We start from the raw sequence: 25,725 nt of genomic DNA, 5'->3' as shown, positions 1-25,725 counted from the left end.
ACACCACACGACACTGGTAGCAGATCATTGAAGTATAAACCGGAACACGTAAAAACAAGCCATAGAATCTCCGCAAAGTCTAATAACAGCGAAACCAATCAGGACTAAAAAACAGGAGTATGAACAGATTAATTAAAAACACAGGATTATCTCTTTTACTTATATCCTTCTTCCTGGGCAGCTGCGCCAGCACCTATTCGGCCTACAGCCCGGGGCCACAGGTACAGGTGGGGGCTTCTATTTCCTTCTATGATGAATTGAGTCCCTACGGCCGCTGGGTGAATTACCCCGGCTACAGCCAGGTTTGGATACCTAACGCGGGACCGGACTTTCGTCCTTATTACACCGGCGGGCACTGGGTTTACACCGATTACGGATGGACCTGGATGTCTGACTATTCCTGGGGATGGGCAGCTTTCCACTACGGCCGCTGGATGTTTGACGGCATGTATGGATGGATGTGGATACCCGGCAACGAGTGGGGTCCGGCATGGGTAGACTGGAGAAGTGGAGGAGATTATTACGGATGGGCGCCGATGGGCCCCTCATCCTACAATATGCCGACTTCCTACTGGGCCTTCGTTCCCAGGAGATATATCGGCAGCCGGCAGATCAACAATTACTATATTAACAACAGCCGGAACACCACCATCATCAATAACACTACCATTATCAACAATAACTATGGTAATGGCAGAATATCCAGAGGACCTAACGTACGGGAAGTGGAGCGTTATACCGGCAGCAGCGTAAGACCTGTGAGAGTAGCCAATAGCGACAGACCCGGCGCAGGCAGGATACAAAACAACCAGTTGCAGATTTTCCGTCCCGATGCTTCCTCTCTCAACAGAGGCGACGCCGGAAGGCCCAGCCGCGTAGTAAACGGTAATAATGGCAACAACGGAAATTTCAACAACGGAAATAACAATAACAACAACAGCGGCCGTGTTTCCCGTGAGCCGAACTATAACAACGGCAATAGCAATAATAACAACACCAATAACCGCGGCGGTGTTCAGCCCGGATACGATCGTCCGTCCAGAGTACCGAACAACAATCAGCAACAGATACAACAGCAACAGATACAACAACAGCAGCAACAACAAAGGATACAACGGGACCAGCAGATGCAGCGCGATCAGCAGATCAGGCAACAGCAGCAGATGGAACAACAGCAAAGGGCACAGCGTGACCAGCAACAGCAACAGATCCGCCAGCAGCAGCAGGAACAACAGCAACAACAGCAACAACAGCAACAACAGCAGAGGATACAACGTGAACAGCAGATGCAGCGCGATCAGCAGATGAGGCAACAGCAAATGGAACAACAGCAAAGGGCACAACAGCAAAGGGCACAGCGTGAACAGCAACAGCAGCAGATGCGCCAGCAGCAGCAACAGCAACAACAGATGGAGAGGGCACAACGCCAGCAACAGGAGCAAATGCAAAGGCAACAACAGCAACAACAACAGCAGCAACAGTCCCGTCCTTCCCGCGGCGGAGAATCCGGTGGCGGTAACGGCGGCGGCAGTGGCAACGGAGAAAGGGTCAGAAGAGGTTAACTGATGTTGTAAACAAAACGATAAATCTGATTTCTTATTTTCAGAAAGGTTTCACCGTCATGGGTGGAACCTTTCTGCATTAAGCGCAGTTCCAGCGGCTGGAGTCCTTCGTGGTAAGGAGGCTGGTAATAGGGTTGATCAAAAGCCTGATAGCCCAGTCTTTCATAAAAAACGATGCGGCGTTTCGCCTGCTCCGTAAGCGGCGGTTCTACTTCCAGCACCAGCGGGGCAAAACGTTTTTCCAGTTCTCCCATGATATGTGTACCGATGCCACCGCCCCGGGCAGATGCATGGATGGCCAGGTATTCTACAAAAGTGTAGTCCGGTAAAGGCCAGTAACAGACAAATCCGGCGAAAGCCCCTGCTTTTTCCAGCCGCAGCATTTTCAGTTTACCGCTGTCCAGCAGCGACAGTACCACCGGCCAGTCCCTTCTTTCTTCATAGGGGAAAGCTTCTTCATACAGTTCTTTTATGGCTTCACCGGGGATGGCTACCTGTTGTAATGTGATCATGCGCCAAAGTTAAGGATTCTTCGGCGGGGAGGGCACGCATTCAAACGGGTCGGGGTTACCGGCCGGCGCGGGTTTGCCGGCGGCCCAGCAGAAATTCATGGCCTGACTGGTAATGCTCACCAGTTTCACATTTACCTTGCTGCCCTTGCGGCTGTTGGAGGCAGCCACGCTGCGCTCACTTTTCTCGGGGATATTATTGATAGTGTATTGTTCCGTTTTGAACACCTCTCCGTTATTGCGCATATACTGCACCGTTACCACTGCATTGTCTACCGGATATTCTGTTTGATTACGGACGGTGATGCTAAGGTTTTTGATGCCCCCCAGGAAGCCGGTGCGATAATCGCTGGTGGTAACGGTGATAAACTGCTGCCAGTTGCGGCGGTAATAGGCCCGTCTTTCCACAAACTGCCCCGCCACCCGCTGTTGAACGGCCTGGCGGTCATCGATCTGACGGCTTATGTTATTACTTTGTTCCAGGCTTTTGCGCAGGTCGCGGTTTTCGTTCCACAGCCGTTGGTTTTCCGTCAGTACTCTTCTTACTTCCGTTTGCTGCCGGCAATAGCCCAATGCGAGGATAATGGTGAATATACACAGGATTAGCGGGAAGATATAGTTTCGCTTCATAAGATATCAGCAGAAAAAATAATGCCAACGGCTGTTTTTCTTATTTTTGCGCAAATTTGCACAAATAGTATCCATGGAATTGATTTTAGTTGACAATGCCCGAAAAGCGGCGGAGTTTCTAGCAGTACACATCAGGTTAAACAAGGACGTACCCGGATGGATCAGACCACTGGACAAGGACATTGAAGCTGTTTTTGACCCTGAGAAGAACAAAGCGTTCCGTTTTGGGGAGTGTGCACGGTGGATCATGAAAGACCAGCAGGGCAACCTGATCGGCAGAGTGGCCGCATTTGTCAACAGGAAGTATACCAATAAAGGCGATAAAGTGAAAGTGGGCGGTATGGGCTTCTTTGACTGTATAGACAACCAGGAGGCGGCCAACCTCTTATTCAACACGGCCAAACAATGGTTACAGGAGAGAGGGATGGGCGCCATGGATGGCCCCATCAACTTCGGCGAGCGTAACAACTGGTGGGGGCTGCTGACAGAAGGTTACCATGAACCCTTATACAGCATGAACTTCAACCCGCCCTATTATATCCGGTTGTTCGAGACCTATGGCTTCCGGCTGTTCTTTAACCAGATTTGTTATGGCATGGGTTCCCGGGGTGCGCTGGCGGACAAGTTCTACTCCCGTCATGCTGCCATTAGCCAGGACCCGGATTTTACCGCGCGGCATATTAAAAAGAACCAGCTGGAGAAGTTCGCCCAGGATTTCAGCATTGTCTACAATAAGGCCTGGGCCCAGCATGCAGGCGGAAAGGAAATGAACAAAGGACAGGTACTGAATCTTTTCAACCAAATGAAACCATTGATGGATGAGAAGATCGCCTGGTTTGCCTATTACAAGGACGAGCCGATAGCTATATGGCTTAACCTGCCGGACCTGAACCAGTACATCAAACACATGAACGGGAAAATGAACTGGTGGGGCAAGCTGATTTTTCTCTGGATGAAGCTGACCAGGCAGTGTCATAAGATGGTGGGCATCATTTTCGGCGTTGTTCCGGAATTCCAGAGCAAAGGTGTGGATGCTTATCTTATCGTGGAGGGCGCCAAGGTGATACAACCCAGGAGCATGCCTTACGAATCATATGAAATGCAGTGGATCGGCGATTTCAATCCCCGTATGCTGAATGTGGCAGCCAGCCTGGGCGCTACCCCTTCCAGGAAACTGACCACCTACCGTTATATGTTTGATCCTAATATGCCGGTAGAAAGGCATCCGATATTGGAATAATGTGCTAAACGATATAGCCCGGCAGCCAAAAAAGCGCCGGGCTTTTTTAGCCCCCGCATGACAACTTTACATTTCTCTTTCGCCTCCTTCCCCGCCACAGCACCCCTTCCGGAAACATCATATCAATATCCGGCACCGCCGCCACCGGCAATAAATCCCTGAATATTGGTTATATTTAAATCCCTTTTGCAGCGACTATCGTATTTAACCTGATGTTTTGTTATGACCAACTTATATCCTGCAAGTCCAGGGATTAAAGATCCCGCGGTCTTTCAACCCACGGCAGCGTTTAGGCTACAGATAGTAAAAGTGATTGGATTTATATTGCTCTTTTTTCTGTTGTACGCATTGGTATTGTTGACAGCCGTAGCGCTGGGCGCAGCTTTTGTTACAGCCGGTATAGCCCTTACCGGATATTATCCCGGTATCTTTACGTTTATTGCCGGCCCTGTATTGATCATACTGGGCGGCCTGATACTGTTTTTGCTGGTCCGGTTTCTCTTTTACCGGCGCCCGCCGGTAAATCCTTATCGTGCCCCTATCGATGCTGACGATCATCCCCGGTTATTTGATTTTATCTCGAAGCTGGTACAGGAAACCCGTATCCGTTTTCCGGAGAAAGTGTTTGTGGTGCCCGAGGTAAATGTTTCTGTTTTTTACAACGCCAGCTTTTTTAATTTGCTATGGCCCGCACGGATGAACCTGGAAATCGGGCTGGGGCTGGTGAACAGTGTCAATATCAGCGAGTTTAAAATGGTGCTGGCGCAGGAGTTTGCACATTTCTCCAGGCGGAGCATGAAATTCGGCAGCTATGCTTATATGTGGAATAAAATCCTGTATAATATGCTGTATGAGAACGACAGCTGGAACGATCTCGCCATGCGATGGAGCAGTAATGGCGGCCTGGCAGGATTTCTCGCTCATGTGACCACCATGGTGGTCAACAGCATCCTGTTTTTGCTTCGTAAAGTTTACCGGCTTATCAACCGGCAATATCTTGAGCTGAGCCGGGAAATGGAATTTCAGGCAGATGCGCTGGCGGTATCGCTGGCAGGCACCGAAGCCGCTGTGAGTGGCGGTCGCCGGGTGGAGATGGGCACTTATTGCCTGGACCACTGTATGCATAAGCTGTCTGACCTGGAAACCGGCGGGCAGCGCTTCAGGAATATCTTCCATGTTCACCGTGCCGTCATCGATTATTATGCCCGGCAGAACCTCCTGGAGACCGACACGGCGGGGCTGCCCCTGATACCCGACAGTTATTTCCACACTTTTCTGAAAAGCAGGGTACAGCTGCGGGAACAATGGACCACACATCCTACGCGGGAAGACCGGGAGCAGCGTTATCTCGCTGCCGGTATCCGTTGCGCGCAGGTTACCGCCAGCGCATGGCAATTGTTCAACAACCCTGAGCTGTTACAGGAACAAAGCACCCGGCAGGTATACGATGTGTTGTCGCCGGGATGCAGCGGCGACATGATCAGTCCTGCCGAGTTTGTGGCGGCGATCACCCGCCGGCACCGCCTGTACGAATATCCTGCCGCGTTCCATGATTATTATGATAACCGCGCGTTTACTGCTGTTACTACGGAAGGTGAGCGGGCCCTGTCTGTCACCGGCGTTACCGGTATGGCGCAGCTGTATCATCCGGACGTGGTATGGCGGATCAGGAGTTATTACCGCGACAAGCAGGACGTAGAAACATTGCAGGCCATTGCCACGGGGCAGTTTCAGACCCGTGTCTTTGAGTTTGACGGGCAGCCGCAGAAAGCTTCCGACGCCCGGGAGCTGGCCCGGAAACTGGCCGGACAGGTAGCGGAAGAACAGCGCTGGCTGCAGCAACACGACCAGCTGGCGTATTCCTATCACTACCAGCGGGCGCAGGAAAAGGGGCCGGAGGCAGTGCGCCTGCTGATCACCCGGTACCAGCAGATACTGATACACCAGGAGTTTGCCAACCGGTTGAACGACCAGGTGATCAGGGTTATCCATGCTATCAGCCAGGTTTTCAATACCGGGCATGACGCCATTGCCATGCTGGAGCCGTGGATGGAAGAGCTGCGGGCCGAGTGCTGGAAATTCCGGCGGTTGCTGCATGAGGTCACCACCTCACCCGGGTATACCAGTTGCCTTTCCCCGGAAGTGTATGATAAAGTACAACGGTTTGCCGCGCAGGACTGTATTTTTATGCAGGACCAGGTACCGGATTATGTGGCCTTGCAGGAGTTGCACGAGATCATTTCCACAGTGATGGAGCAGTACAATAACAGCAATATCCTGCTGCGCAAATCCTTCCTGGAGTTTTTGCTGACCATGGAGCCCGAAGGCTGAGTCAAAAGCCGCACTGGTGGCTTCTATTTTTCTCTTACTGAATTTGTGCGTATTTTCGACGCTCGCGAAAGCGTTGCAGTCATATGGAGAATTTTATCGTTTCAGCCCGTAAATACCGTCCACAGAACTTTTCAACAGTTGTAGGACAAGCACATATCACCACCACGCTCAAGAATGCCATCCGCAATAATCAGCTGGCGCACGCTTTCCTGTTCTGCGGGCCACGCGGAGTAGGGAAAACCACCTGTGCCCGTATTCTGGCTAAAACCATTAACTGTGAGAACCTCCAGCCGGACGGGGAAGCCTGTAATGAATGTCATTCCTGTAAATCCTTCAACGAGGGCAGTTCCTTCAACATCCATGAGCTGGATGCCGCTTCCAACAACTCGGTAGACGATATCCGGACGTTGGTGGAGCAGGTCCGTTTTTCGCCACAGGCCGGCAAATACAAGATCTATATCATAGATGAGGTGCACATGCTGAGTTCATCTGCCTTCAATGCGTTCCTGAAAACGCTGGAGGAGCCGCCTTCCTATGCGATCTTTATCCTGGCCACCACGGAGAAGCACAAGATATTACCGACGATTCTCAGCCGGTGCCAGATATTTGACTTTAAACGTATTACCATACAGGATACGGTAGACCACCTGAAAGAGATCTGTGAGAAAGAGCATATCCAGGCAGATGCCGACGCCCTTCACCTGGTAGCCCAGAAGACGGACGGCTGCATGCGCGATTCGCTGAGCACGCTGGACAAAATCGTGAGTTTTACCAGCGGGCACCTTACCTATCAGAATACGCTGGAGCACCTGAACATCCTGGATTACGATTATTTCTTCCGGATCATGGACACCGTGTTACAGCAGGACGTGTCTACCGCGCTGTTAATATTTGATGAAATTTTACAGAAAGGGTTTGAGGGGGACAACTTCCTGAACGGCTGGGCCGAATTCCTGCGCAACCTGTTGCTCAGTAAGGAGGAGAAAGCTTTTCACCTGGTAGAAGTGTCCGGCAACCTGAAAGACCGGTATAAACAATTATCCGGTAAAATCAGCCCGGCTTACCTGATTACCGCCCTTCACCTGCTCAATGAGACGGAGATCAACTACCGGTTGGCCCGCAACAAACGCCTGCATGTGGAGATGGCGCTGATCAAGCTTTGTTACCTGCAGCAGGCTGTCAGCCTTGTGAGTGACGATAACAACGGAGAGGTATTAAAAAAAAAGCTGGTAGCTGACGGTACGCCACCACAGCGGTTAAGAGCCCCGGGCCCGCAGCCCGTGGCCGCCAAACCGGCTACCACTGCCAGTATAGCGGCCCAATCGCCCGAAACGGCGCGGCTGACTGTAGACAGCACTCCTGCAGCTGCTGTTCAGGCCCAGGCGCCAGCGCCGGCCGCGGGCAATCCCGGCCAGGCAGCCAACACCGCCGCTGCCGGGATGAATACCGGAGCGCCTGCCGGGCATCCGGCCAACGGCGCATCTGCCAGCAGTACTCCTATTTCTGATAACACGGCCGCACCTGCCCGTCCTGCTCCGGCAGCCGCTGGCGCTGCGCCCGTGGCCACGCCAAACACACAGGCGACGGCATATGCCACCGGCAGTCAGGCTGGCGCCGCCACAGCCGCCAAACCAGCCGCGCCGGCCAGCAAGCTGACCGGGCTGGCAGCGATGAAAGAAGCGCTGGCCGCCAAACAGCAGACGAATGCGCAGGTACAGAGCATTCCGCTGACAGCAGGCGCCCTGGAAGTTTACTGGGAGGAGTTCATTGACCGGTTCCGCCAGGCCAACAAAATGACCGTGGTGAGCAACCTGGCGCTGGCAGTGTTGAAATTGCTGGGTGCGACCGAGATAGGTATTGTGAGCCGCAACATTGTGCAGCACCGGTTTATGGAAGAGGAGAAAATGGCGATTTCCGAGTTTTTCAAGCAGAAATTCAATAATCCGACCCTTGTGCTGACCCTTCAGCTGGACGAGAGCCAGCAGGTACAGGACCTGGGACCGGCACCGCTCTCCAGCAGGGAACAATTCCAGCATATGTCGGAGAAATATCCGCTGGTAAAAGAGTTAAAAGACCGGCTTAATATGGAGCTGGATTTTTAATTGCGTTTTACTTATTATATCTTAACGATCATTAGACATTTTTAAACCGATTAGCATTCCTTCTTTGCGTTTTTGCGCAAAAACATGTAGGTTTGAGCAAAATTTTTAATAAACACTATGGCAGAAGTTATCAGAATGCCCCTCCTGAGTGATACGATGACGGAAGGGGTGATTGCGGAATGGCATAAAAAGGTGGGCGATCAAGTAAAGGCAGACGATGTTATTGCTGAAGTGGAGACGGACAAGGCGACGATGGAAGTAATAGGCTACGTAGAGGGCACGTTACTGTACATTGGTGTGGAAAAAGGCAAAGCAGCCAAAGTGAATGGTATTATTGCCATTGTTGGTAAACCAGGCGAAGATTATAAGCCTTTGCTGGAAGGAAATTCCGGCGATACAGCTGCGGCACCTGCCCAGCAAGCCGCTGCACCGGCACCACAAGCTGCACCGGCCGCCGCCGCGCCTGCTGCTGATGATGCTGCATTAAAAGAAGCACTGAAAAACGCGTCTGTTATCCGTATGCCGCTGCTGAGCGATACGATGACAGAAGGAAAGATAGTTGCCTGGAATAAAAAAGTAGGCGACGTAGTAAAAAGTGACGACGTACTGGCAGAAGTAGAAACCGACAAGGCTACCATGGAAGTGGTGGGTTATGCGGATGGTACACTGCTGTATGTTGGCGTAAAAGAAGGAGAAGCCGCCAAGGTAAACGGCATTATCGCTATCGTGGGTAAACCGGGCACTAATGTGGACGCAATCCTGGCGGGCGAGAACGCTGCTCCTGCCAAAGCAGCTCCGGCTGAAGCCGCTGCTCCCGCTGCCACCAGCGCCGCTGCACCTGCCGAAGCGCCCGCTGCCGCCGCTTCTTCCGATGGCCGCGTGAAAGCATCTCCGCTGGCACGTAAGCTGGCTGCCGAAAAAGGTATCGATATCAACCAGGTTGCCGGTTCCGGCGACAACGGCCGTATCGTGAAAAAAGATGTGGACAACTTCGTACCGGCTGCAGCCCCCGCCGCCAAAACCGGCGCTGCTGCCCCATCAGCACCTGCTTTCGTACCTGCCGGCCAGGAAGGTTACACCGATACGCCGCTCACACAGATGCGTAAAGTGATCGCCAAACGCCTGAGCGAAAGCAAATTCACTGCGCCTCACTTCTACCTGAAAATAGATGTGAATATGGATAAAGCCATGGATGCCCGTAAAGCAATTAACGAGGTGTCTCCGGTGAAAATCTCCTTCAACGACATGGTGATCAAGGCCTGCGCCCTGGCACTGCGTCAGCATCCGGATGTCAACAGCAGCTGGATGGGCGACTTTATCCGTCACAACCAGCACGTACATATCGGTTCCGCCGTAGCGATCGAAGACGGCCTGATTGTACCGGTTATCCGTTTTGCAGACCAGAAAACACTGAGCCAGATCGCCGGTGAAGCCAAAGGCCTGTACGACAAAGCCAAAAACAAAAAACTGCAGCCACAGGACTTTACCGGTAACACTTTCACCGTTTCCAACCTGGGTATGCTGGGCATCGACGAGTTCACTGCCATCATCAACCCGCCGGATTCTGCTATCCTCGCTGTAGGCGGCATTAAAGAAACCGCTATCGTGGAAAAAGGCCAGGTGAAAATCGCCAATATCATGAAACTGACCCTCAGCTGCGACCACAGAAGCGTGGACGGAGCCGTAGGCGCCCGTTTCCTCGCTACCCTGAAGACTTACCTGGAAAATCCGGTAACCATGCTGGTGTAGTTCCCGACAGCATTTGTTTATTATGAATATAAATGAAGACCGAAGCAATGCTTCGGTCTTTGTTTTTTGGGGCCAGGAGGGCCTGGTTTCTTCCTGGTTCCCCTCTGGGTTCTTCCCTGGGTTCCCCCTGGATTCCCTGATCCCCCCTGGATTCCCTCTGGATTCCCTCTGGTCCCCCTGATCCCCCTCCCCGGGCTCACGCCCGGGGCAACGATGTTATTCAGGCTGTTTTTCCGCAAATGGTAAAATGGTCAGCATTCAATTTTCTTGTGGTCAGCCACCCGCTTTCCTGATTAACAATCAGGTTACCTGTAACCAACCACCTGCTTTCAGATCAAAAAACAATTTCCTGTAACCAACAACATGCTTTCCAGATTAATAACCGTTTCCCGGTAGCTAACAACCTATTTCCCTAACCTAAAAGCTGCATTCAGACCTGCAACCTGTCTCCAGGCCAACAACCAGTTTCCTGTAACCAACAACCTGCTTTCAGATCAAAGAACAATTTCCTGTAACCAACAACATGCCTTCCAGATTAATAAGCCGTTTCCCGGTAGCCAACAACCCGATTGCACAGTGTATCACGTCATGATCAGCACTTCCCTAACCTGTAAGCTACTTCCAGACCGACAAACTGCCTCCGGACCCAGCAACGAAAAACCGGGACGCCACCCGTTTCACATATTTTGTTTCATAAACTTTTGAAAGTTCAAAAACTTGGTGTATTTTTGACGCACAACAAAATCAGAACCTACATGAATTTAGCGGATGCAAAAGCGCAGTTTATTCAAACCTGGGGATCACTGGGAGCACAATGGGGTATCAACCGCACTATGGCCCAGATCCATGCGTTATTGCTGGTGATGCCTGACCCGTTGAGCGCCGATGATATTATGGCGGAGTTGAATATTTCCCGTGGTAATACCAATATGAACGTGCGGGAACTGATCAACTGGGGGCTGGTGGAACGTGTACTGATCCCTGGAGAGCGCAAGGAGTTTTTTGTGGCGGAAAAAGATATCTGGAAAGTAGCCACTTATATTGCCCGCGAAAGGAAAAAACGGGAGCTGGACCCTATTATGAAAGTATTGTTGCAACTGCAACAGGCGGAGGGTGATCCCAAAGACAGAGAGCTGAAAGCTTTCAAGGATTCCATTTCCAATATCAACAAGTTTGCCCAGCAAACCGATAAAACCATCAGCGCTTTCATTAAATCGGAAGAGAACTGGTTTTACAGCAGCCTGCTTAAGCTTATCAAGTAGGCTTATTTTTTTGCTATTATATTTCAATATTTACTGAAAGTTCTGAACTATAAAATAATAAAAAATGAAAAACAAGCGCATCATCATCGCCGGCGGCACAGGTTTCATCGGGCAGGGCCTTGTGGAATATTTCGGGGAAGACAACGATATTGTGATACTGACCCGCCGGCCGCTGCCGGCCAGCGGCCGGGTACAGTATATGACGTGGGACGGCCGCACCCGTGGGGACTGGGCCGTTGCGTTGGAAGGTGCAGATCTGCTGATCAACCTGACCGGCAAGAGCGTCAACTGCCGCTATAATGACGCCAACCGGCAGGCCATCTTTAACAGCCGCACAGACGCTACCCTTATCCTGGGCGAAGTGGTGCAAACGCTGGAAAAGCCACCGCGGCTGTGGGTCAACGCGGCCAGCGCCACCATTTACCGGCATGCGGAAGACCGCCCGATGGACGAATTTACCGGAGAAATAGCCAACGACTTTTCCGTGCAGGTATGCAAGCGCTGGGAGGCGGCTTTTAACGGGATAACGCTGCAGCATACACGGAAAGCTATTCTGCGTATAGGCGTTACCCTGGGATGGCAGCCCGGCGGTGTGATGCATCCCTACCTGAATCTTGTAAAATTCGGGCTGGGCGGCCATCAGGGCAGCGGCCGGCAGATGTTTACCTGGGTACATATCAACGATGTATGCCGCATGATCAACTGGTTGTACGACAATGACAATGCCAGCGGCGTATATAACTGCACTTCCCCGCACCCTGTGCCTAACCGCACCTTTATGCGGTTGCTCCGTAAGACTGCCGGCCATCTGTTCGGACTGCCGGCACCGGCACCCCTGCTGAGCATCGGCGCTGCGCTCATCGGCACCGAAACAGAGCTGCTGCTGAAAAGCAGGTGGGTACTGCCCACCCGTGCCCTGCAGGAAGGCTTTGTTTTTCAGTACCCTGTCCTGGAAACAGCCTTCCCCGACATCCTGGCCCATATGCCCCGAAGCGCTTACCACTTGTTTTGAAATTCGTACCTTAGGTACATGGAAACCACCAACGATAAGAAACTGACAGTTGTGCTGGGCGCATCGCCCAATCCGGAACGATACAGCTACCTGGCGGTGAACCGGCTGACCGCTCACGGCCACCCGGTGGTCGCTATCGGTAAAAGAGCCGCCGCCATCGGAGAAGTGCCCATCATTACAGCACATCCCCCCCTGGAAAATGTAGACACCGTGACTTTATATATGAACCCGCTCCTGCAGAAAGAGTATTATGACTATATCCTGCAGCTGCGGCCCCGGCGCATTATATTTAATCCCGGAACCGAAAACGATGAACTGGAGGAACTGGCGCGGCAGCACAATATCAAGCCGCAGGAAGCCTGCACCCTCGTGCTGTTGAGCACCGGACAGTATTAATCCGCAGGTACACATCTCCCGAAAAAAAATATAATGGAAAGCTGTTGGCAAATAACCGGCAGCTTTTCGTATATTCGATAAATATATGTTTGCCGTTTAACCCCCAATGGACTGATTCCATCTTGTTGACCCAAATAGCTTGGCATTACTTCATCTGGCTGGCAATATCCTATCCGACACAATTGCATGTTCACCCTTTAATATATATTTTATGCAATGGAGAAGATTTAATGGAGAGGTTATCCACCTTCCGGTCAAGGAAGAAGTGCGGCAGGCCATCATCCGGGAAACCGCCCGGGGTTATCGCCTGAAGGTTTGCATAGGCACGGATTCCCAGGTAAAAGGACTGGATACCGAATTCGCTACGGTGATCGTCTTCCTTCGGGAAGGTCATGGCGGATTTATGTTTATCCACAATGAGAAAACCAAGGATTGTTATTCCATCAAGGAGCGTATGCTGGTGGAAGTGGCCAAAAGTATTGAAATTGCGTACGAACTGTGCGACCTGTTTACCGAATATGACGTAGACATGGAAGTACACGCCGATATCAATACCAATCCGCAGTTCAAAAGCAACCTGGCCCTCCGGGAAGCGATGGGCTATATCCTTGGTATGGGCTTCGCCTTCAAAGCAAAGCCGGAGGCCTTCGCCAGCAGCAGCTGCGCCAATAAAATTGTAAATTAAGCAAGGTCTCCCACCTGAAAGTAAATTGTATCTGCCTCAAATTTTGACGTGTCCCGCACGCCATGTGGTTGTCTCCCCCTAACCCAACCGATTTACCACCTGTTTTCCGGCCCCTTTGACCATAAAAAAAGCCTAACGTTATTGTATAAACGTCAGGCCCGGCATATTTTACAATGCAGCTGATCAGGCGATAGCCCGGAATTGTGCATTCAATTCTTCGATGTAGCCCAGGATCGCATCGCGACCGGATTTTTTAACCGTGGAAGTAACGAAGTGAGGCGGCAGGAACTCCCAGGTCTCCCGCATTTTATTCAGGAACGATTTCACGTTACGGCTGACTTCCGCCTGCGTGCTTTTATCCGCTTTGGTGAACACGAGGCTGAAAGGGATGTTCCATTCCCCAACTGGTTAATAAAATCAATGTCGATTTTCTGCGGGCTGTGACGGCTGTCGATCAGCACGAAGATGGTGACAAGGTTGGTCCTTTTACGCAGGTAGTTTTCGATCATCTGCTCCCACTGTCTGCGCTGCGACATGCTCCTTTTAGCGAAGCCGTATCCGGGCAGGTCCACCAGGTACCATTCTTTGTTGACGATAAAATGGTTGATCATCACCGTTTTTCCGGGCGTACCGGATGTTTTGGCCAGTTTTTCATTGTTGGCCAAAACATTGATCAGGGAAGACTTCCCCACATTGGACCGGCCTATGAAAGCATATTCCGGCATGTTCGGCGCGGGGCATTTTTCCCAGTCGGGGCTGCTGATCAGATATTCTGCAGATTTAATAACCATGATATTGTTTTGTTCCATTAAAAATCCCGCATCTTCCTGTTTGCATTCCTTCAGATGACTTAACTTTGCGGCCATGTCAGCGAATACACACGTCCAGAAGATCGTACCCTTTGAAGGGTCAAAATTAAGCAAGAAGGAGCAGATAGCCTCCATGTTTGATGATATTGCTTACCGGTATGATTTCCTCAACCATTTTATGTCGCTGGGGATTGACGTGATCTGGCGCCGTAAGGCCCTGAAATACCTGAAAAGCCTGCAGCCTAAAAAAATGCTGGACGTGGCCACTGGTACCGGTGATTTTGCTGTAATGGCCAACAAAAAGCTGCATCCCGAGCATATTACCGGCATCGACATTTCCGAGGGTATGCTGTCCCACGGACGGGAAAAAATCAAAAAACTGGGGCTGGAACATAAAATCACCCTGCAGTTGGGCGATAGTGAGACAATAAGTTTCGCGGACGAGACGTTTGATGCCATAACAGTGGCCTTTGGCGTCCGCAATTTCGAAAACCTCGAAAAAGGGTTGGCCGAAATGCGCCGGGTACTGAAACCAGGCGGAAAACTGGTGATTCTCGAGTTTTCGAACCCAACAGTTTTTCCCATTAAACAATTATATAATTCGTATTTTCGCCTTATCGTACCGCTGATCGGGAAATTTGTAGCCAAAAGCAAAGCGGCCTACAGTTATCTGCCAGAATCCGTGAAAGTGTTCCCGCAGGGCGAAGAAATGCGAACCATATTACTTAACACAGGATTCCCGGCCGTTACATGCAAAACGCTCACTTTCGGCATATGTTCTATCTACTGCGCTACGCGCTGATATCCCTGTTGATCCTGTTTGTGCTGCCGGCAACAGCACAGACCAACCTGAATATGATAGACCACGATGCAAAACCCTATTATTTCGGCATTACACTGGCCGCCAACCAGTCTTTTTTCAAGCTTCAGCACTCCACCGCATTCCTGGCCGATGATTCGACTATGATCGCGGAACCGCTGAAAACAATGGGGTTTAACCTCGGATTGCTGGCCAATGCCCGTCTGTCGGAGCATTTTGACCTCCGTTTCAATCCGCAGCTGCTTTTTGCCTCTAAAAACCTCTATTACCGCGATACCTATCCCAAACCGGAGAACACCGAAAAAAAGATAGAATCCATCCTGCTGAGCTTTCCCCTACAGCTGAAATTCAAATCAGACCGTATCGGTAATATGCGGGTATATGTGATCGGCGGCCTGAAATACGATTACGACCTGGCTTCCAACGCACGGGCCCGCCGGGCGGAGAACCTGATCAAAATACAGAAGAGCGATTATGGCTATGAAGCAGGCGCCGGGTTCGAGTTTTACTTCGAAAGCTTCATTTTCGCCCCCGAATTCAAGATCAGCAACGGTTTCGGCAACGTGCTGGTAAAAGACCCCAACCTCCGTTACGCCAATGTGATCGACAAACTGCAATCCCGGATGATCGTATTTTCCATTCACCTCGAAGGATAAGCATTTTACTTCTTTTCATAAGCACGGTGTGAATTATCTTTGTAACCATGCAACAATATCTCATCAGGAATATCGCCGTGGTCAACGAAGGAAAGACCACCGTACAGGACGTATGGATTAAAGACAGCCGCATCGCCAAAATGGGACCCAGCCTCACTGTGAGCGGCAATTACGAAGAAATCAACGGTGAAGGCAAATACCTCCTGCCCGGTGTGATCGATGACCAGGTGCACTTCCGGGAACCGGGGCTCACCGAAAAAGCCACCATTTACACCGAAGCCCGCGCTGCCGTAGCCGGCGGCACCACCAGCTTCATGGAAATGCCCAATACCAAACCCGCCGCCCTTACCCAGGAGCTGCTGGAAGATAAATACGATATTGCACAACAGCACTCCCTGGCCAACTACTCTTTCTTCATGGGCGTATCCAACGACAATGCGGAAGAAGTACTGAAAACCAACGCCAAAAAAGACCGTGTATGCGGTATTAAAATATTCATGGGCTCGTCCACCGGTAATATGCTGGTAGATAATTTCCTGACACTGGAGAAAATATTCTCCGAAACGGAAATGCTCATCGCCACCCACTGCGAAGATGAAAAAATCATCCGCGCCAATATGGAAGCGTTCAAACAGGAAAAAGGCGATCATCTCACCGCTGCCGACCACCCGCTGATCCGCAGTGTGGAAGCCTGCTTTGAATCGTCCTGGACAGCCGTGCAGTTTGCCAAAAAACACGACTCCCGCCTGCATATCCTCCATATCTCCACCGCCAAAGAGCTGCAACTGTTCACCAACATGATGCCGCTGGCGCAGAAACGTATCACGGCCGAAGTATGTGTGCATCACCTGCACTTCACCTCCGACGACTATAAACTGTACAGCAACCTGATAAAATGCAACCCCGCCATTAAAGCACCGGAAAACAAAACCGCACTGTGGCAGGGCCTTCTCGACGACCGGCTGGACATCATCGCCACCGACCACGCACCACATACCTGGACAGAGAAACAACAGCCCTATCAGCAAGCGCCGTCAGGCGTACCCCTGGTACAACACAGCCTGTTGCTGATGCTGGAATACGTGAAAAAAGGCGCGCTCAGCATTGAGAAAGTAGCAGAAAAAATGAGCCATGCACCGGCCATCTGCTTCCGCATCAAAGAAAGAGGCTTCCTGCGGGAGGGCTACTTTGCCGACTGCGTGATCGTGGACATGCAGGACAAAACACCGGTAGCCAAAGAAAATATTTACTATAAGTGCGGCTGGAGCCCGTTTGAAGGCCATACGTTCCCGGCTGCCATCACACATACCTTCGTCAGCGGTCACCTCGCTTATGCCAACGGTCAGTTCAATGAGACCACCAAAGGCCACCGCTTACATTTTGAAATTTAGCTATCTGGTTATTTAGATATGATCCTAAGTATGCCTGGCTTATCTTTTGAGGCCTTGCAACCTTAGGATCATATCCAAATAACCAAATATCAAAATTTTAAAATATCAAAATGGAGTGTGGAAAATTCTGATGATTGCATCTTCCCCTATATATTAACCAAAATAGTATTGCATGCAGCTGGACAAAACATCCTATTACGACCTTTCCATTTTCAACCGCGATGAGGAGTTTTCTTTGTTTCACCGGTTGGACTTCACCACCACTGCAGGCGGAAGAGACTATCTGCGCCAGCTTTTCAGCTCCCCTTTACAGGACATCCCCGCTATCGAACAACGGCAGAAAGCCCTCCGGTACATCCTTGAGCTGGAAGGCAGCTGGCCCTCCATCATCTCCAATGGTACCATTGTAGTGGTGGAAAACTATATGGAAGCCCAGATAGAGCCTATTTCCAACACAGAGGGGCTGGCATTGCGGCTTCAGGCTGTCATCAACAAAACACTGTATGCGCCGGACTTCGGCTTCATCAAATTTTCGTTTACCCAGCTGGTCAACCTGCTCCGGGGTTTCCGCACTTTTGTTGACGTATTCAATTCCGATCAGACCCCCAAAGTTCTGAAAGTATTACTGGACAGGGCCCAGCACCTGTTGCATAAAAAAGAATTCAACGAGATACTGGAACTGGATGCCGCCGGGAAGATGAATTTTGTGGAAATACTTCGTTATGACAACTATATCCGGAAAAAACACAGAAAAGTAGTGGAAGAGCTGGTGACCCTCTATCAGCAACTGGATGCCTATTATGCCATGGCAAAGGCCATAAAACACTACCAGCTGCAATTTCCCGTATTTATCAACAGTGCGCGGCCGGTTGTGAAAGCCCAACAGCTGTATCATATCATCTTACAGGACCCTGTGGCGTATGATGTGACGCTGGATGAAAACAATCACTTCATGTTTCTGACCGGCGCCAATATGGCCGGTAAAACTACTTTTATCAGGGCCGTGGGCATCGCCGTTTTCATGGCGCATATCGGCATGGGCGTGCCCGCACAGCAAATGGAACTCAATTTCTTCCACGGTATCGTCAGCAATATCCAGGTGCAGGACAATATCTTCAAAGGAGAAAGTTATTTCTACAGCGAAGTACAACGCATTAAAAATACCATCCTTCAAATCAACAATGGTAAAAACTGGCTGGTGCTGATCGACGAAATGTTTAAAGGCACCAATGTGGAAGACGCCAAAAACTGTTCACTGGCGGTTATCCGGGGACTGTTGCGCAGTTCCAACTGTCTTTTTATCCTTTCCACCCACCTCTATGAAGTAGTGGAAGAACTACGGGATGAATCCAGGATATTGTTTAAATACTTCGAGTCTGAAGTGATCGATGACGATCTCCATTTTACTTATTTACTGAAAGATGGTATCGCCAAAGAGAAAATCGGTTACCTGATCCTCAGGCGGGAAAAAGTGCTGGACCTGTTGGACCAGATCCGTTGACCGGGGGATAAGGCCGGAGCATGGTGGCAATCGGGTAATAACAGCCTGGGGAAGCCGGTAATTTGTTATATTAGCAGCTGTTAACCCACAGCCATATGATTGTTAAAACCTTCGGCAGCGCCATTCACGGCGTAGATGCCATTACCATCACTATAGAAGTAAATGTTTCACAGCAGGGGAACCGTTTTTACATGGTCGGGCTGCCGGACAGCGCTGTCAAGGAGAGTGAGCGCCGGATTGAGTCGGCCATCAGTCATCTCGGTTTCCGGATGCCGCGTACCAGAACGGTCGTCAATATGGCGCCTGCAGCCATCCGCAAGGCTGGTGCGGCTTACGACCTGCCTATTGCCATCGGGATATTGGGTGCATCGGGGAAGATACCTGCTGATGCGTTTGAGCGTTACCTGCTGATGGGGGAGTTATCGCTGGACGGCAGCGTACTGCCTGTACGCGGCGCTTTATCCATGGCCATACAGGCGCAGCAGGAAGGTTTCAGCGGCCTGGTACTGCCAGCGGTCAATGCGCGGGAGGCGGCCATGGTGGGGCAGCTGGAAGTATACGGCGTATCTCACCTGTCGGAAGTGATGCAGTTTTTCAGTCACCCGCAAAGCCTGAAACCGGTGCCTTCAGCGCCGCCGGAGCGGGCACAGGCGGCTTTTGATCTTGATTTCAGCGATGTAAAAGGACAACACAACATTAAACGGGCGCTGGAGATAGCCGCTGCCGGCGGGCATAATGCCATTCTGATCGGGCCTCCCGGGGCAGGAAAGACCATGCTGGCCCAGCGCCTGCCGACCATCCTGCCGCCACTTACGCTGCAGGAAGCACTGGAGACCACCAAGATCCATTCCGTAGCGGGCAAGTTGCCGCAGCATGCGTCGCTGGTAGTGAAGCGGCCTTTCCGTTCACCTCATCATACCATCAGCGATACTGCGCTGGTAGGTGGCGGCAGCCAGCCACAACCGGGGGAGATTTCGCTGGCGCATCATGGTGTTTTATTCCTCGATGAACTGCCAGAGTTCAAGCGGCAGGTGCTGGAAGTGATGCGACAGCCGCTGGAAGAGCGGCGGGTAACTATTTCACGGGCCCGCTCCGCCGTTGATTTCCCCGCGGGCTTTATGTTGCTGGCCTCTATGAACCCCTGCCCCTGCGGTTATTTTAACCATCCTGAGAAAGCCTGTACCTGTTCCCCGGGCATGGTACAAAAATACCTCAACAGGGTATCCGGGCCTTTGCTGGACCGTATTGACCTGCATGTGGAAGTAACGCCGGTATCTTTCAGTGATCTGACCGGGCACCGGGAAGAAGAGAAAAGTGCGTTTATACGTGACCGTGTGATTGCCGCAAGGGAAGTGCAGGCCGCGCGGTATGCCGGGATAGCGGGTATTTACTGTAATGCGCAGGTAAACAGTCAGCAGCTGAGGGAATATTGCACCCTTCCGGGTAATTGTCACCAGTTGCTGAAAAATGCTATTCAGCAACTGAAGCTGTCGGCCCGGGCGTACGACCGGATACTGAAGGTAAGCCGCACCATTGCCGATCTGGCGGGAAGTGACAGTATAGGGACCGCACACATGGCGGAAGCCATACAATACAGGAGCCTTGACAGGGAAGGCTGGAGGTGAAATCAATTACGAATTACGAATTACGAAATTGGACGTTCACACTACTTCTTCTTTCAGGTATTCATCGCTGAGTTTCTTCTGGATTTCCGGGGGCACGGGCGCATATTCGGCAAATGCCGAATGGATCTTTGCCTTGCCCTGTGTGACGTTGCGCAATGCGGCGAACAGTTTGTCCAGTTCCGCCTGCGGCGTGCGGGCTTTGATCACCTGGTACCCGTTCAGTGTATCCATCCCCGTTATAACGCTGCGGCGGCTTTGCAATTCGCTCATGATGTCACCCATCATGGTATCGGGCGCGGTAGCTTCCACATCGAACACCGGCTCGAGGAGTTGCGGGGCCGCCTGGTGGAAAGCTTCGCGGAAAGCCATCATACCTGCTATTTTAAAGGAGATATCGTTGCTGTCGACCGGGTGCATTTTACCATCGTATACGCTTACCCGTATGTCGCGGACATAGGAGCCGGTGAGCGGTCCTTCCTGCATTTTTTCCATGACTCCTTTCAGGATGGATGGCAGGAAGCGGCTGTCGATAGCGCCGCCAACGATGCAATTATTGAACACCAGTTTACCGCCCCACTGCAGCGGTACTTCTTCCGTTTCCCGCACGGGATATTCTTTCAGGGGAGGCATGCCTTCAAACCAGGGTTCTATTTTCATATATACTTCCCCGAACTGGCCGGCGCCGCCGGATTGTTTTTTATGCCGGTAGGAAGCCAGGGCGGGTTTACGGATGGTTTCGCGGTACGGTATTTTAGCCGGCAGGTAGGCTACCTGCATTTTGTAGATATTCTCCAGGCGCCATTTGGTCACCAGCAGGTGCAGGTCGCCCTGGCCGTGGAGGATCACCTGTTTCAGTTCCCTGTTGAACTCCACCAGCAGGGTGGGATCTTCCATGTGTAATTCCGCCAGCACTTCACTGAGTTTTTCGTCGTCTGCTTTGTTTTTAGCCTCTATGGCTACACGGACTTTAGGGGTGGGGAACTGGATGGGATCTATCTGTATGGCTTTGTTTTTATCGGAGAGGGTCTGGTTGGTGAAGGTATTTTTCAGTTTGAGGGTACAACCAATGTCGCCGGCTTTGAGGGTTTCGATGTTGTTGCGGTTTTTGCCGTCGGCGATGAATATCTGGCTGATGCGTTCGGTGTTGTTGGTTTCCTCGTTGAACAGCTCTATGCCTGGTTTTATTTCGCCGGACATCACTTTAAAGAAAGAGAGGCGTCCGACATGTGGCTCCTGCAGTGTTTTAAAGATGAAGAGGCAGGGGGGGCCGGCGGGGTCGCAGGGAACTTCCCTGCCGTCGCTCGTCATTTCCGCGGGCATTTCTGCGGCGGCGGGAGCTACATTATCGATGAAGCCCATGAGGCGGCCGCTGCCCATATCATTTTTGGCCGAAAGGCAGAAAACGGGGAAGACCTGGTGTTTGAGCATACCGATTTTGATGCCCTGGCGCAGTTCATCTTCATCGAGGCTGCCTTTTTCGAAATATTGTTCCATGAGGGTGTCATCGTTTTCCGCTGCTTTTTCCACCAGTGCGTTGTGGAGTGCTTCCGCTCTTTCCTTTTCGCTGTCGGGGATGGGGAGTTTTTCCGGTTTGCCGCCTTTTTCCGGGAAGCGGTAGAGGGTCATTTTGAGCAGGTCGATGATGGCGTTGAAGCCGGGGCCCTGGTTGACCGGGTACTGCATGACAGTAACAGCGTTGCCCAGGATACGGGTGGCGTCTTCCACGGTTTTGTTGAAGTTGGCCTGTTCCGTGTCCAGCTGGTTGACTGCCAGGATGGTGGGTTTCCGGTATTTATCCACGTAATCCCAGATCAGTTCAGTCCCCACTTCCACGCCGTACTGGGCGTTGAAGAGGAGTACTGCGGTGTCGCATACACGGATGGAGGCGATTACTTCGCCGATAAAGTCTTCCAGGCCGGGGGTGTCTATGATATTGATTTTGTAGTCTTTCCATTCGGAGTGCATTGTGGTGGCATAGACAGAGTTACCGCGTTCGTGTTCAATTTCATGGTAATCCGAGATAGTATTGTTCTCTTCTACTGTTCCGCGTTTGCTGATGATACCGGCTTCAAACAGCATTGTTTCGGAGAGGGTGGTTTTGCCGCTTTTGGGAGCGCCCAACAGTACGATGTTTTTGATATGTTTTTCATCATACGTTTTCATATGTGGAGATTTAATCAGGTAATCGATTATCACCGTTGCCAAACAAAGAGCTATTACTATTAAGTTACTGATTTTTGGTCAAAAAATGACCTTTTGATTACCTGTAATATGTTGCAACATGCAGTAACTTTGTGCACCTGTAAAGAACATATTATGAAACTGTTGCTACATTATCTGAAGAAATATAAATGGCTCGTAGTATTGGCTATGGCGCTGGCAAGTATCAACCAGCTTTTTTCGTTATTGGACCCGATGATATTCGGGTGGATCATTGACCGGTTCGCCTCCCATCCGCACACCACTATAAAGGGAGGGGGTATTCCGCGGCCGGAGGGGCAGTATTTATCCGGTGTGCTGTGGCTGATTGCCGCTGCTATCGGCGTAGCCATGGTATCGCGGATCGCGAAGGCGTTCCAGGACTATTTTGTGAATGTGATCGTACAGAAATTCGGCGCCCAGGTGTATACCGACGGTCTGAAACACTCGCTGCGGCTGCCTTATCAGCAGTTTGAAGACCAGCGCAGCGGCGAAACGCTGGCTATCCTGCAAAAGGTGCGGACAGACTGTGAGAAGTTCATTACTTCGTTTGTGAACGTATTGTTTGTATCGATGATCGGTGTGGTGTTTGTGATGGTTTATGCCACCATGGTACACTGGACCCTGCCGTTTGTGTATCTGATCGGCTGTGTGTTGCTCGCCATCCTGATGAGTGTGCTGAGCCGTAAGATCAAGGTGATCCAGAAAACGATCGTGAAGGAGACTACCGCTTTGGCTGGTTCTACTACCGAATCGTTGCGCAACATTGAGCTGGTGAAGAGCCTGGGGCTTACCCACCAGGAGATCCGCCGGCTGAACAGCACCACCATCAAGATATTGATGCTGGAGCTGAAGAAAGTACGCAGCATCCGCAGTATCAGCTTTGTACAGGGTACTTTTGTGAACCTGATGCGGCAAAGCATCCTGTTTTTGCTGTTGTTTTACATCTATCGTGATTATGTGTCCATCGGGCAGCTGATGACGCTTCAGCTGTATTCCTTCTTTATTTTCGGACCATTGCAGGAGCTGGGCAATATTATCCTTAACTACAGGGAGGCGCAGGTATCGCTGCTGAACTTCCAGGGTATTCTGAATACGCCTGTGGAAGAGACGCCGGCGCACCCTGTGAAGATCAATCACATTGACGATCTTACTTTCCGGCAGGTGGGCTTCAAGCATCTGACAGCCGCCACCAAGGCGCTGGACCAGGTGAGCTTTTCCGCGCAGCTGGGGGAGACCATCGCTTTCGTAGGCCCTTCCGGTTCCGGTAAAACCACGCTGGTAAAGCTGCTGGTAGGGCTGTACAAACCCAATGAAGGGCATATCCTGTACAATGGCGTAGATGCCAATGAAGCCGACATGGACGATCTGCGGCACCAGGTAGGCTTTGTAACGCAGGACACGCAGTTGTTTGCCGGCACTATCCGGGAGAACCTGTTGTTCGTGAACCCGGGCGCATCAGACGCAGAGATTATGGACGCCCTGAGCAAGGCAGCCTGTTATTCGCTGCTGGCGCGGGCTGACAAAGGGCTGGAGACGGTGATCGGCGAAGGGGGCATTAAGATCTCCGGAGGGGAAAAGCAGCGGTTGTCCATTGCCCGGGCGTTATTACGTAAGCCTCGTTTACTGGTATTTGACGAAGCTACGTCCGCGCTGGATTCCATTACCGAAGAGGAGATCACCAAAACGGTGCGCCAGGTGACCGCCAGCAAGCAGCATATCACGGTGATGATCGCCCACCGGTTGAGCACGATCATGCACGCAGACCGTATTTACGTGCTTGAAAAAGGGCATATCGTAGAAACGGGCAGGCACGAAGAACTGCTGGAAGAGAAGGGGTTATATTATGCCATGTGGCGTCAGCAGATAGGCGAGCGCAAGCTGGAGACCGTCTAGTGAATTAAAAAACTTATTTTTGCACTGAATCAGTGTAAAAAATATGGAACACAAACGCCCGAACTATTTCGTCAGCCTGTTAACGATGAAATGTCCCAAATGCCGGAGAGGAGATATGTACAAAGACAAGAATCCGTTTCACCTTAGTTTCTCCGGGATTTTCAACATGTACGACAATTGCCCTGTATGTGGCCAGAAGTTTGAGCTGGAGACGGGTTTCTGGTTTGGGACAGGTTATGTGAGTTACGCGCTTTCGGTGGCGTTCAGTGTGTTCAATCTTATCTGGTATGCCTTGTTTTTCGGTATTACGTGGAGAGACAACAGTATTTTCATCTGGCTGGCCGTCAACGGCGTTTTGCTGGTATTGATACAGCCCTGGCTGATGCGTATTTCGAGGGTTATCTACCTGTATTTTTTTGTGTATTATGACGAAAGTACAGCGGGGATAAAGGCGCCGGAGCGGCAACATCATCATTAAGAAATGATTATCATTGAAAAAATATGGGGCTGTGAAAACAGCCCCTTTCTTTTTCAACCAAAATCTGAACCAATGGTGGTCAGAAAATCTTTACCAGCAAAAACCAATAATAAAATAACCAGAGGGAAAACTGCTTAGCCTCCAGGGCGGGAAGATCAATCTCACATCTTACAAAGCAAGGCGAAGCTACAAAATCCCCCAACACAAATGCTATAATTTTATATAAATGGTAAATCTTCTGCGATGAACAGAAAAAAAACGTCGCTGAAAATGTTCTGTAAACAGAATATTTGTAACTTCAGTATAAACAGGGACGATCTGTTTTTCCGGATCAAAACTGTTCGCGCAGCTGCCCCATTTCCTTAGGAAACTCCTATCAAACCCGCTACCAGTCTTCATCTTATATACTTGTTGTTTATTCATCAATAAATCAGCAATTATATGTCTTTTAAAGCGACCCTGTTGTTGGAAGGAGCTACCATGAATGTGCTGGAATGTCATTTTACCTTTTCACAGGAAACGGACGAAACCGGCAAGCCTTCCCACCGGCCCCGAGGGGGCACTATCCGTATTGTTATCGAGTCAGACGGCAGCAGCCGGCTTTTCGACTGGATGATTTCCAATACCGGCACTAAGAGCGGTACTATTACTTTCTGGCGGCGGGATGTGATGTCGCGCATGAAAGAGCTGCGGTTTTCCGATGCGTATTGTGTCCGGTACGGAGAACATTTTGACGCCGGCGGGCCGAGCCCTATGCAGGTACGGTTAAAATTGTCCGCCCGGGAGCTGGCGTTGAACCAGAGTGTTTATCATAATCCCTGGCCCCGTTCATAATTCGTATATACATAACAGTTAACCCGAAAAACCGATTG

At 50.9% G+C, this 25,725-nt stretch carries 22 protein-coding genes; 17 read left to right on the top strand and 5 right to left on the bottom strand.

What is annotated here, in order from left to right; translation table 11 throughout:
* Positions 1–119: 119 nt before the first annotated feature.
* Positions 120–1,562, top strand: a complete 1,443-nt coding sequence (locus HF324_RS04985; RefSeq protein WP_168862049.1) for a DUF6600 domain-containing protein — start codon at positions 120–122, stop codon at positions 1,560–1,562.
* Here HF324_RS04985 and HF324_RS04980 read toward each other — a convergent pair.
* Together HF324_RS04980 and HF324_RS04975 are read right to left on the bottom strand one after the other, a co-directional pair.
* Positions 1,559–2,074 (bottom strand): GNAT family N-acetyltransferase, encoded by a 516-nt coding sequence (locus tag HF324_RS04980; RefSeq protein ID WP_168862048.1) that lies wholly within the window; start codon positions 2,072–2,074, stop codon positions 1,559–1,561. The two genes, HF324_RS04985 and HF324_RS04980, sit on opposite strands and share 4 nt — an antisense overlap.
* 9 nt (positions 2,075–2,083) lie before the next feature.
* On the bottom strand, positions 2,084–2,701 hold the full coding sequence (locus HF324_RS04975; RefSeq protein ID WP_168810065.1) for a hypothetical protein: 618 nt from the start codon (positions 2,699–2,701) through the stop codon (positions 2,084–2,086).
* 73 nt (positions 2,702–2,774) lie between these two features.
* On the opposite strand from HF324_RS04975, the gene HF324_RS04970 reads away from it, so the two are divergent.
* From HF324_RS04970 to HF324_RS04935, 8 genes are all read left to right on the top strand, one after another.
* Complete coding sequence (locus tag HF324_RS04970; RefSeq protein WP_168810063.1) at positions 2,775–3,941, top strand: hypothetical protein; 1,167 nt, start codon at positions 2,775–2,777, stop codon at positions 3,939–3,941.
* 222 nt (positions 3,942–4,163) lie between these two features.
* On the top strand, positions 4,164–6,272 hold the full coding sequence (locus HF324_RS04965; RefSeq protein ID WP_168810061.1) for a M48 family metallopeptidase: 2,109 nt from the start codon (positions 4,164–4,166) through the stop codon (positions 6,270–6,272).
* A gap of 83 nt (positions 6,273–6,355) precedes the next feature.
* Positions 6,356–8,374: a DNA polymerase III subunit gamma/tau gene (locus HF324_RS04960; protein ID WP_168862047.1), complete on the top strand. Its 2,019-nt coding sequence runs from the start codon at positions 6,356–6,358 to the stop codon at positions 8,372–8,374.
* 117 nt (positions 8,375–8,491) lie between these two features.
* Positions 8,492–10,123, top strand: coding sequence for a pyruvate dehydrogenase complex dihydrolipoamide acetyltransferase (locus tag HF324_RS04955; RefSeq protein ID WP_168862046.1), 1,632 nt, complete (start codon positions 8,492–8,494; stop codon positions 10,121–10,123).
* Positions 10,124–10,878: 755 nt separating this feature from the next.
* Positions 10,879–11,385, top strand: coding sequence for a GbsR/MarR family transcriptional regulator (locus HF324_RS04950; RefSeq protein WP_168810055.1), 507 nt, complete (start codon positions 10,879–10,881; stop codon positions 11,383–11,385).
* A 64-nt stretch (positions 11,386–11,449) separates the two neighbouring features.
* Positions 11,450–12,397, top strand: coding sequence for a TIGR01777 family oxidoreductase (locus HF324_RS04945; RefSeq protein ID WP_168862045.1), 948 nt, complete (start codon positions 11,450–11,452; stop codon positions 12,395–12,397).
* A gap of 18 nt (positions 12,398–12,415) precedes the next feature.
* A complete protein-coding gene (locus HF324_RS04940) occupies positions 12,416–12,793 on the top strand; it encodes a CoA-binding protein (RefSeq protein WP_168810050.1) in 378 nt (125 codons plus the stop codon).
* Positions 12,794–13,004: 211 nt separating this feature from the next.
* Entirely contained in the window at positions 13,005–13,478 is a 474-nt protein-coding gene (locus tag HF324_RS04935) for a ribonuclease H-like YkuK family protein (protein WP_078668930.1), read from the top strand.
* Positions 13,479–13,661: 183 nt separating this feature from the next.
* On the opposite strand, the gene HF324_RS33550 is transcribed toward HF324_RS04935, so the two are convergent.
* On the bottom strand, positions 13,662–13,805 hold the full coding sequence (locus tag HF324_RS33550; RefSeq protein WP_258539427.1) for a hypothetical protein: 144 nt from the start codon (positions 13,803–13,805) through the stop codon (positions 13,662–13,664).
* The gene (gene yihA / locus HF324_RS04930; RefSeq protein WP_258539426.1) at positions 13,802–14,269 is read right to left on the bottom strand and encodes a ribosome biogenesis GTP-binding protein YihA/YsxC; all 468 of its coding nucleotides are present in this window, start codon (positions 14,267–14,269) and stop codon (positions 13,802–13,804) included. The genes HF324_RS33550 and yihA overlap by 4 nt, the downstream gene beginning before the upstream one ends.
* A gap of 73 nt (positions 14,270–14,342) precedes the next feature.
* Here yihA and ubiE point away from each other — a divergent pair, with 73 nt between their 5' ends.
* The 5 genes from ubiE (at position 14,343) to HF324_RS04905 (ending at position 20,280) form a co-directional block, all read left to right on the top strand.
* Positions 14,343–15,089, top strand: coding sequence for a bifunctional demethylmenaquinone methyltransferase/2-methoxy-6-polyprenyl-1,4-benzoquinol methylase UbiE (gene ubiE, locus HF324_RS04925; RefSeq protein ID WP_168810048.1), 747 nt, complete (start codon positions 14,343–14,345; stop codon positions 15,087–15,089).
* Positions 15,062–15,763, top strand: a complete 702-nt coding sequence (gene porT / locus HF324_RS04920) for a type IX secretion/gliding motility protein PorT/SprT (RefSeq protein WP_168810046.1) — start codon at positions 15,062–15,064, stop codon at positions 15,761–15,763. The genes ubiE and porT overlap by 28 nt, the downstream gene beginning before the upstream one ends.
* 47 nt (positions 15,764–15,810) lie before the next feature.
* Entirely contained in the window at positions 15,811–17,154 is a 1,344-nt protein-coding gene (locus HF324_RS04915; protein WP_168810044.1) for a dihydroorotase, read from the top strand.
* A 172-nt stretch (positions 17,155–17,326) separates the two neighbouring features.
* The gene (locus tag HF324_RS04910; RefSeq protein WP_168862044.1) at positions 17,327–18,655 is read left to right on the top strand and encodes a MutS-related protein; all 1,329 of its coding nucleotides are present in this window, start codon (positions 17,327–17,329) and stop codon (positions 18,653–18,655) included.
* A 95-nt stretch (positions 18,656–18,750) separates the two neighbouring features.
* Positions 18,751–20,280, top strand: a complete 1,530-nt coding sequence (locus tag HF324_RS04905; RefSeq protein WP_168810040.1) for a YifB family Mg chelatase-like AAA ATPase — start codon at positions 18,751–18,753, stop codon at positions 20,278–20,280.
* A 36-nt stretch (positions 20,281–20,316) separates the two neighbouring features.
* Here the strand turns inward: HF324_RS04905 and fusA2 are convergent, their stop codons facing one another.
* On the bottom strand, positions 20,317–22,443 hold the full coding sequence (gene fusA2, locus HF324_RS04900; RefSeq protein ID WP_168810038.1) for an elongation factor G2: 2,127 nt from the start codon (positions 22,441–22,443) through the stop codon (positions 20,317–20,319).
* Between the two features lie 153 nt (positions 22,444–22,596).
* On the opposite strand from fusA2, the gene HF324_RS04895 reads away from it, so the two are divergent.
* From HF324_RS04895 to tssD, 3 genes are all read left to right on the top strand, one after another.
* Positions 22,597–24,375, top strand: a complete 1,779-nt coding sequence (locus tag HF324_RS04895) for an ABC transporter ATP-binding protein (protein ID WP_168862043.1) — start codon at positions 22,597–22,599, stop codon at positions 24,373–24,375.
* A 43-nt stretch (positions 24,376–24,418) separates the two neighbouring features.
* Positions 24,419–24,853: a DUF983 domain-containing protein gene (locus tag HF324_RS04890; RefSeq protein ID WP_168810034.1), complete on the top strand. Its 435-nt coding sequence runs from the start codon at positions 24,419–24,421 to the stop codon at positions 24,851–24,853.
* A gap of 441 nt (positions 24,854–25,294) precedes the next feature.
* Positions 25,295–25,687 (top strand): type VI secretion system tube protein TssD, encoded by a 393-nt coding sequence (tssD, locus tag HF324_RS04885; RefSeq protein ID WP_168810032.1) that lies wholly within the window; start codon positions 25,295–25,297, stop codon positions 25,685–25,687.
* Positions 25,688–25,725 lie beyond the last annotated feature (38 nt).

This window comes from Chitinophaga oryzae, from assembly GCF_012516375.2.
GTDB lineage: Bacteria > Bacteroidota > Bacteroidia > Chitinophagales > Chitinophagaceae > Chitinophaga > Chitinophaga oryzae.
This window is presented reverse-complemented; position numbering and strand designations above follow the sequence as displayed.

Excerpts from the sequence above, each read along its gene's own strand:
- HF324_RS04915 (WP_168810044.1), top strand. The coding sequence starts at position 15,811 with ATGCAACAATATCTCATCAGGAATATCGCCGTGGTCAACGAAGGAAAG.
- yihA (WP_258539426.1), bottom strand. The coding sequence starts at position 14,269 with ATGGTTATTAAATCTGCAGAATATCTGATCAGCAGCCCCGACTGGGAA.
- ubiE (WP_168810048.1), top strand. The coding sequence starts at position 14,343 with ATGTCAGCGAATACACACGTCCAGAAGATCGTACCCTTTGAAGGGTCA.
- HF324_RS04895 (WP_168862043.1), top strand. The coding sequence starts at position 22,597 with ATGAAACTGTTGCTACATTATCTGAAGAAATATAAATGGCTCGTAGTA.
- HF324_RS04890 (WP_168810034.1), top strand. The coding sequence starts at position 24,419 with ATGGAACACAAACGCCCGAACTATTTCGTCAGCCTGTTAACGATGAAA.
- HF324_RS04970 (WP_168810063.1), top strand. The coding sequence starts at position 2,775 with ATGGAATTGATTTTAGTTGACAATGCCCGAAAAGCGGCGGAGTTTCTA.
- porT (WP_168810046.1), top strand. The coding sequence starts at position 15,062 with ATGTTCTATCTACTGCGCTACGCGCTGATATCCCTGTTGATCCTGTTT.
- HF324_RS04980 (WP_168862048.1), bottom strand. The coding sequence starts at position 2,074 with ATGATCACATTACAACAGGTAGCCATCCCCGGTGAAGCCATAAAAGAA.
- HF324_RS04985 (WP_168862049.1), top strand. The coding sequence starts at position 120 with ATGAACAGATTAATTAAAAACACAGGATTATCTCTTTTACTTATATCC.
- HF324_RS04960 (WP_168862047.1), top strand. The coding sequence starts at position 6,356 with ATGGAGAATTTTATCGTTTCAGCCCGTAAATACCGTCCACAGAACTTT.
- fusA2 (WP_168810038.1), bottom strand. The coding sequence starts at position 22,443 with ATGAAAACGTATGATGAAAAACATATCAAAAACATCGTACTGTTGGGC.
- HF324_RS04935 (WP_078668930.1), top strand. The coding sequence starts at position 13,005 with ATGCAATGGAGAAGATTTAATGGAGAGGTTATCCACCTTCCGGTCAAG.
- HF324_RS04975 (WP_168810065.1), bottom strand. The coding sequence starts at position 2,701 with ATGAAGCGAAACTATATCTTCCCGCTAATCCTGTGTATATTCACCATT.
- HF324_RS04955 (WP_168862046.1), top strand. The coding sequence starts at position 8,492 with ATGGCAGAAGTTATCAGAATGCCCCTCCTGAGTGATACGATGACGGAA.
- HF324_RS04965 (WP_168810061.1), top strand. The coding sequence starts at position 4,164 with ATGACCAACTTATATCCTGCAAGTCCAGGGATTAAAGATCCCGCGGTC.
- tssD (WP_168810032.1), top strand. The coding sequence starts at position 25,295 with ATGTCTTTTAAAGCGACCCTGTTGTTGGAAGGAGCTACCATGAATGTG.
- HF324_RS04910 (WP_168862044.1), top strand. The coding sequence starts at position 17,327 with ATGCAGCTGGACAAAACATCCTATTACGACCTTTCCATTTTCAACCGC.
- HF324_RS04940 (WP_168810050.1), top strand. The coding sequence starts at position 12,416 with ATGGAAACCACCAACGATAAGAAACTGACAGTTGTGCTGGGCGCATCG.
- HF324_RS04945 (WP_168862045.1), top strand. The coding sequence starts at position 11,450 with ATGAAAAACAAGCGCATCATCATCGCCGGCGGCACAGGTTTCATCGGG.
- HF324_RS04905 (WP_168810040.1), top strand. The coding sequence starts at position 18,751 with ATGATTGTTAAAACCTTCGGCAGCGCCATTCACGGCGTAGATGCCATT.
- HF324_RS04950 (WP_168810055.1), top strand. The coding sequence starts at position 10,879 with ATGAATTTAGCGGATGCAAAAGCGCAGTTTATTCAAACCTGGGGATCA.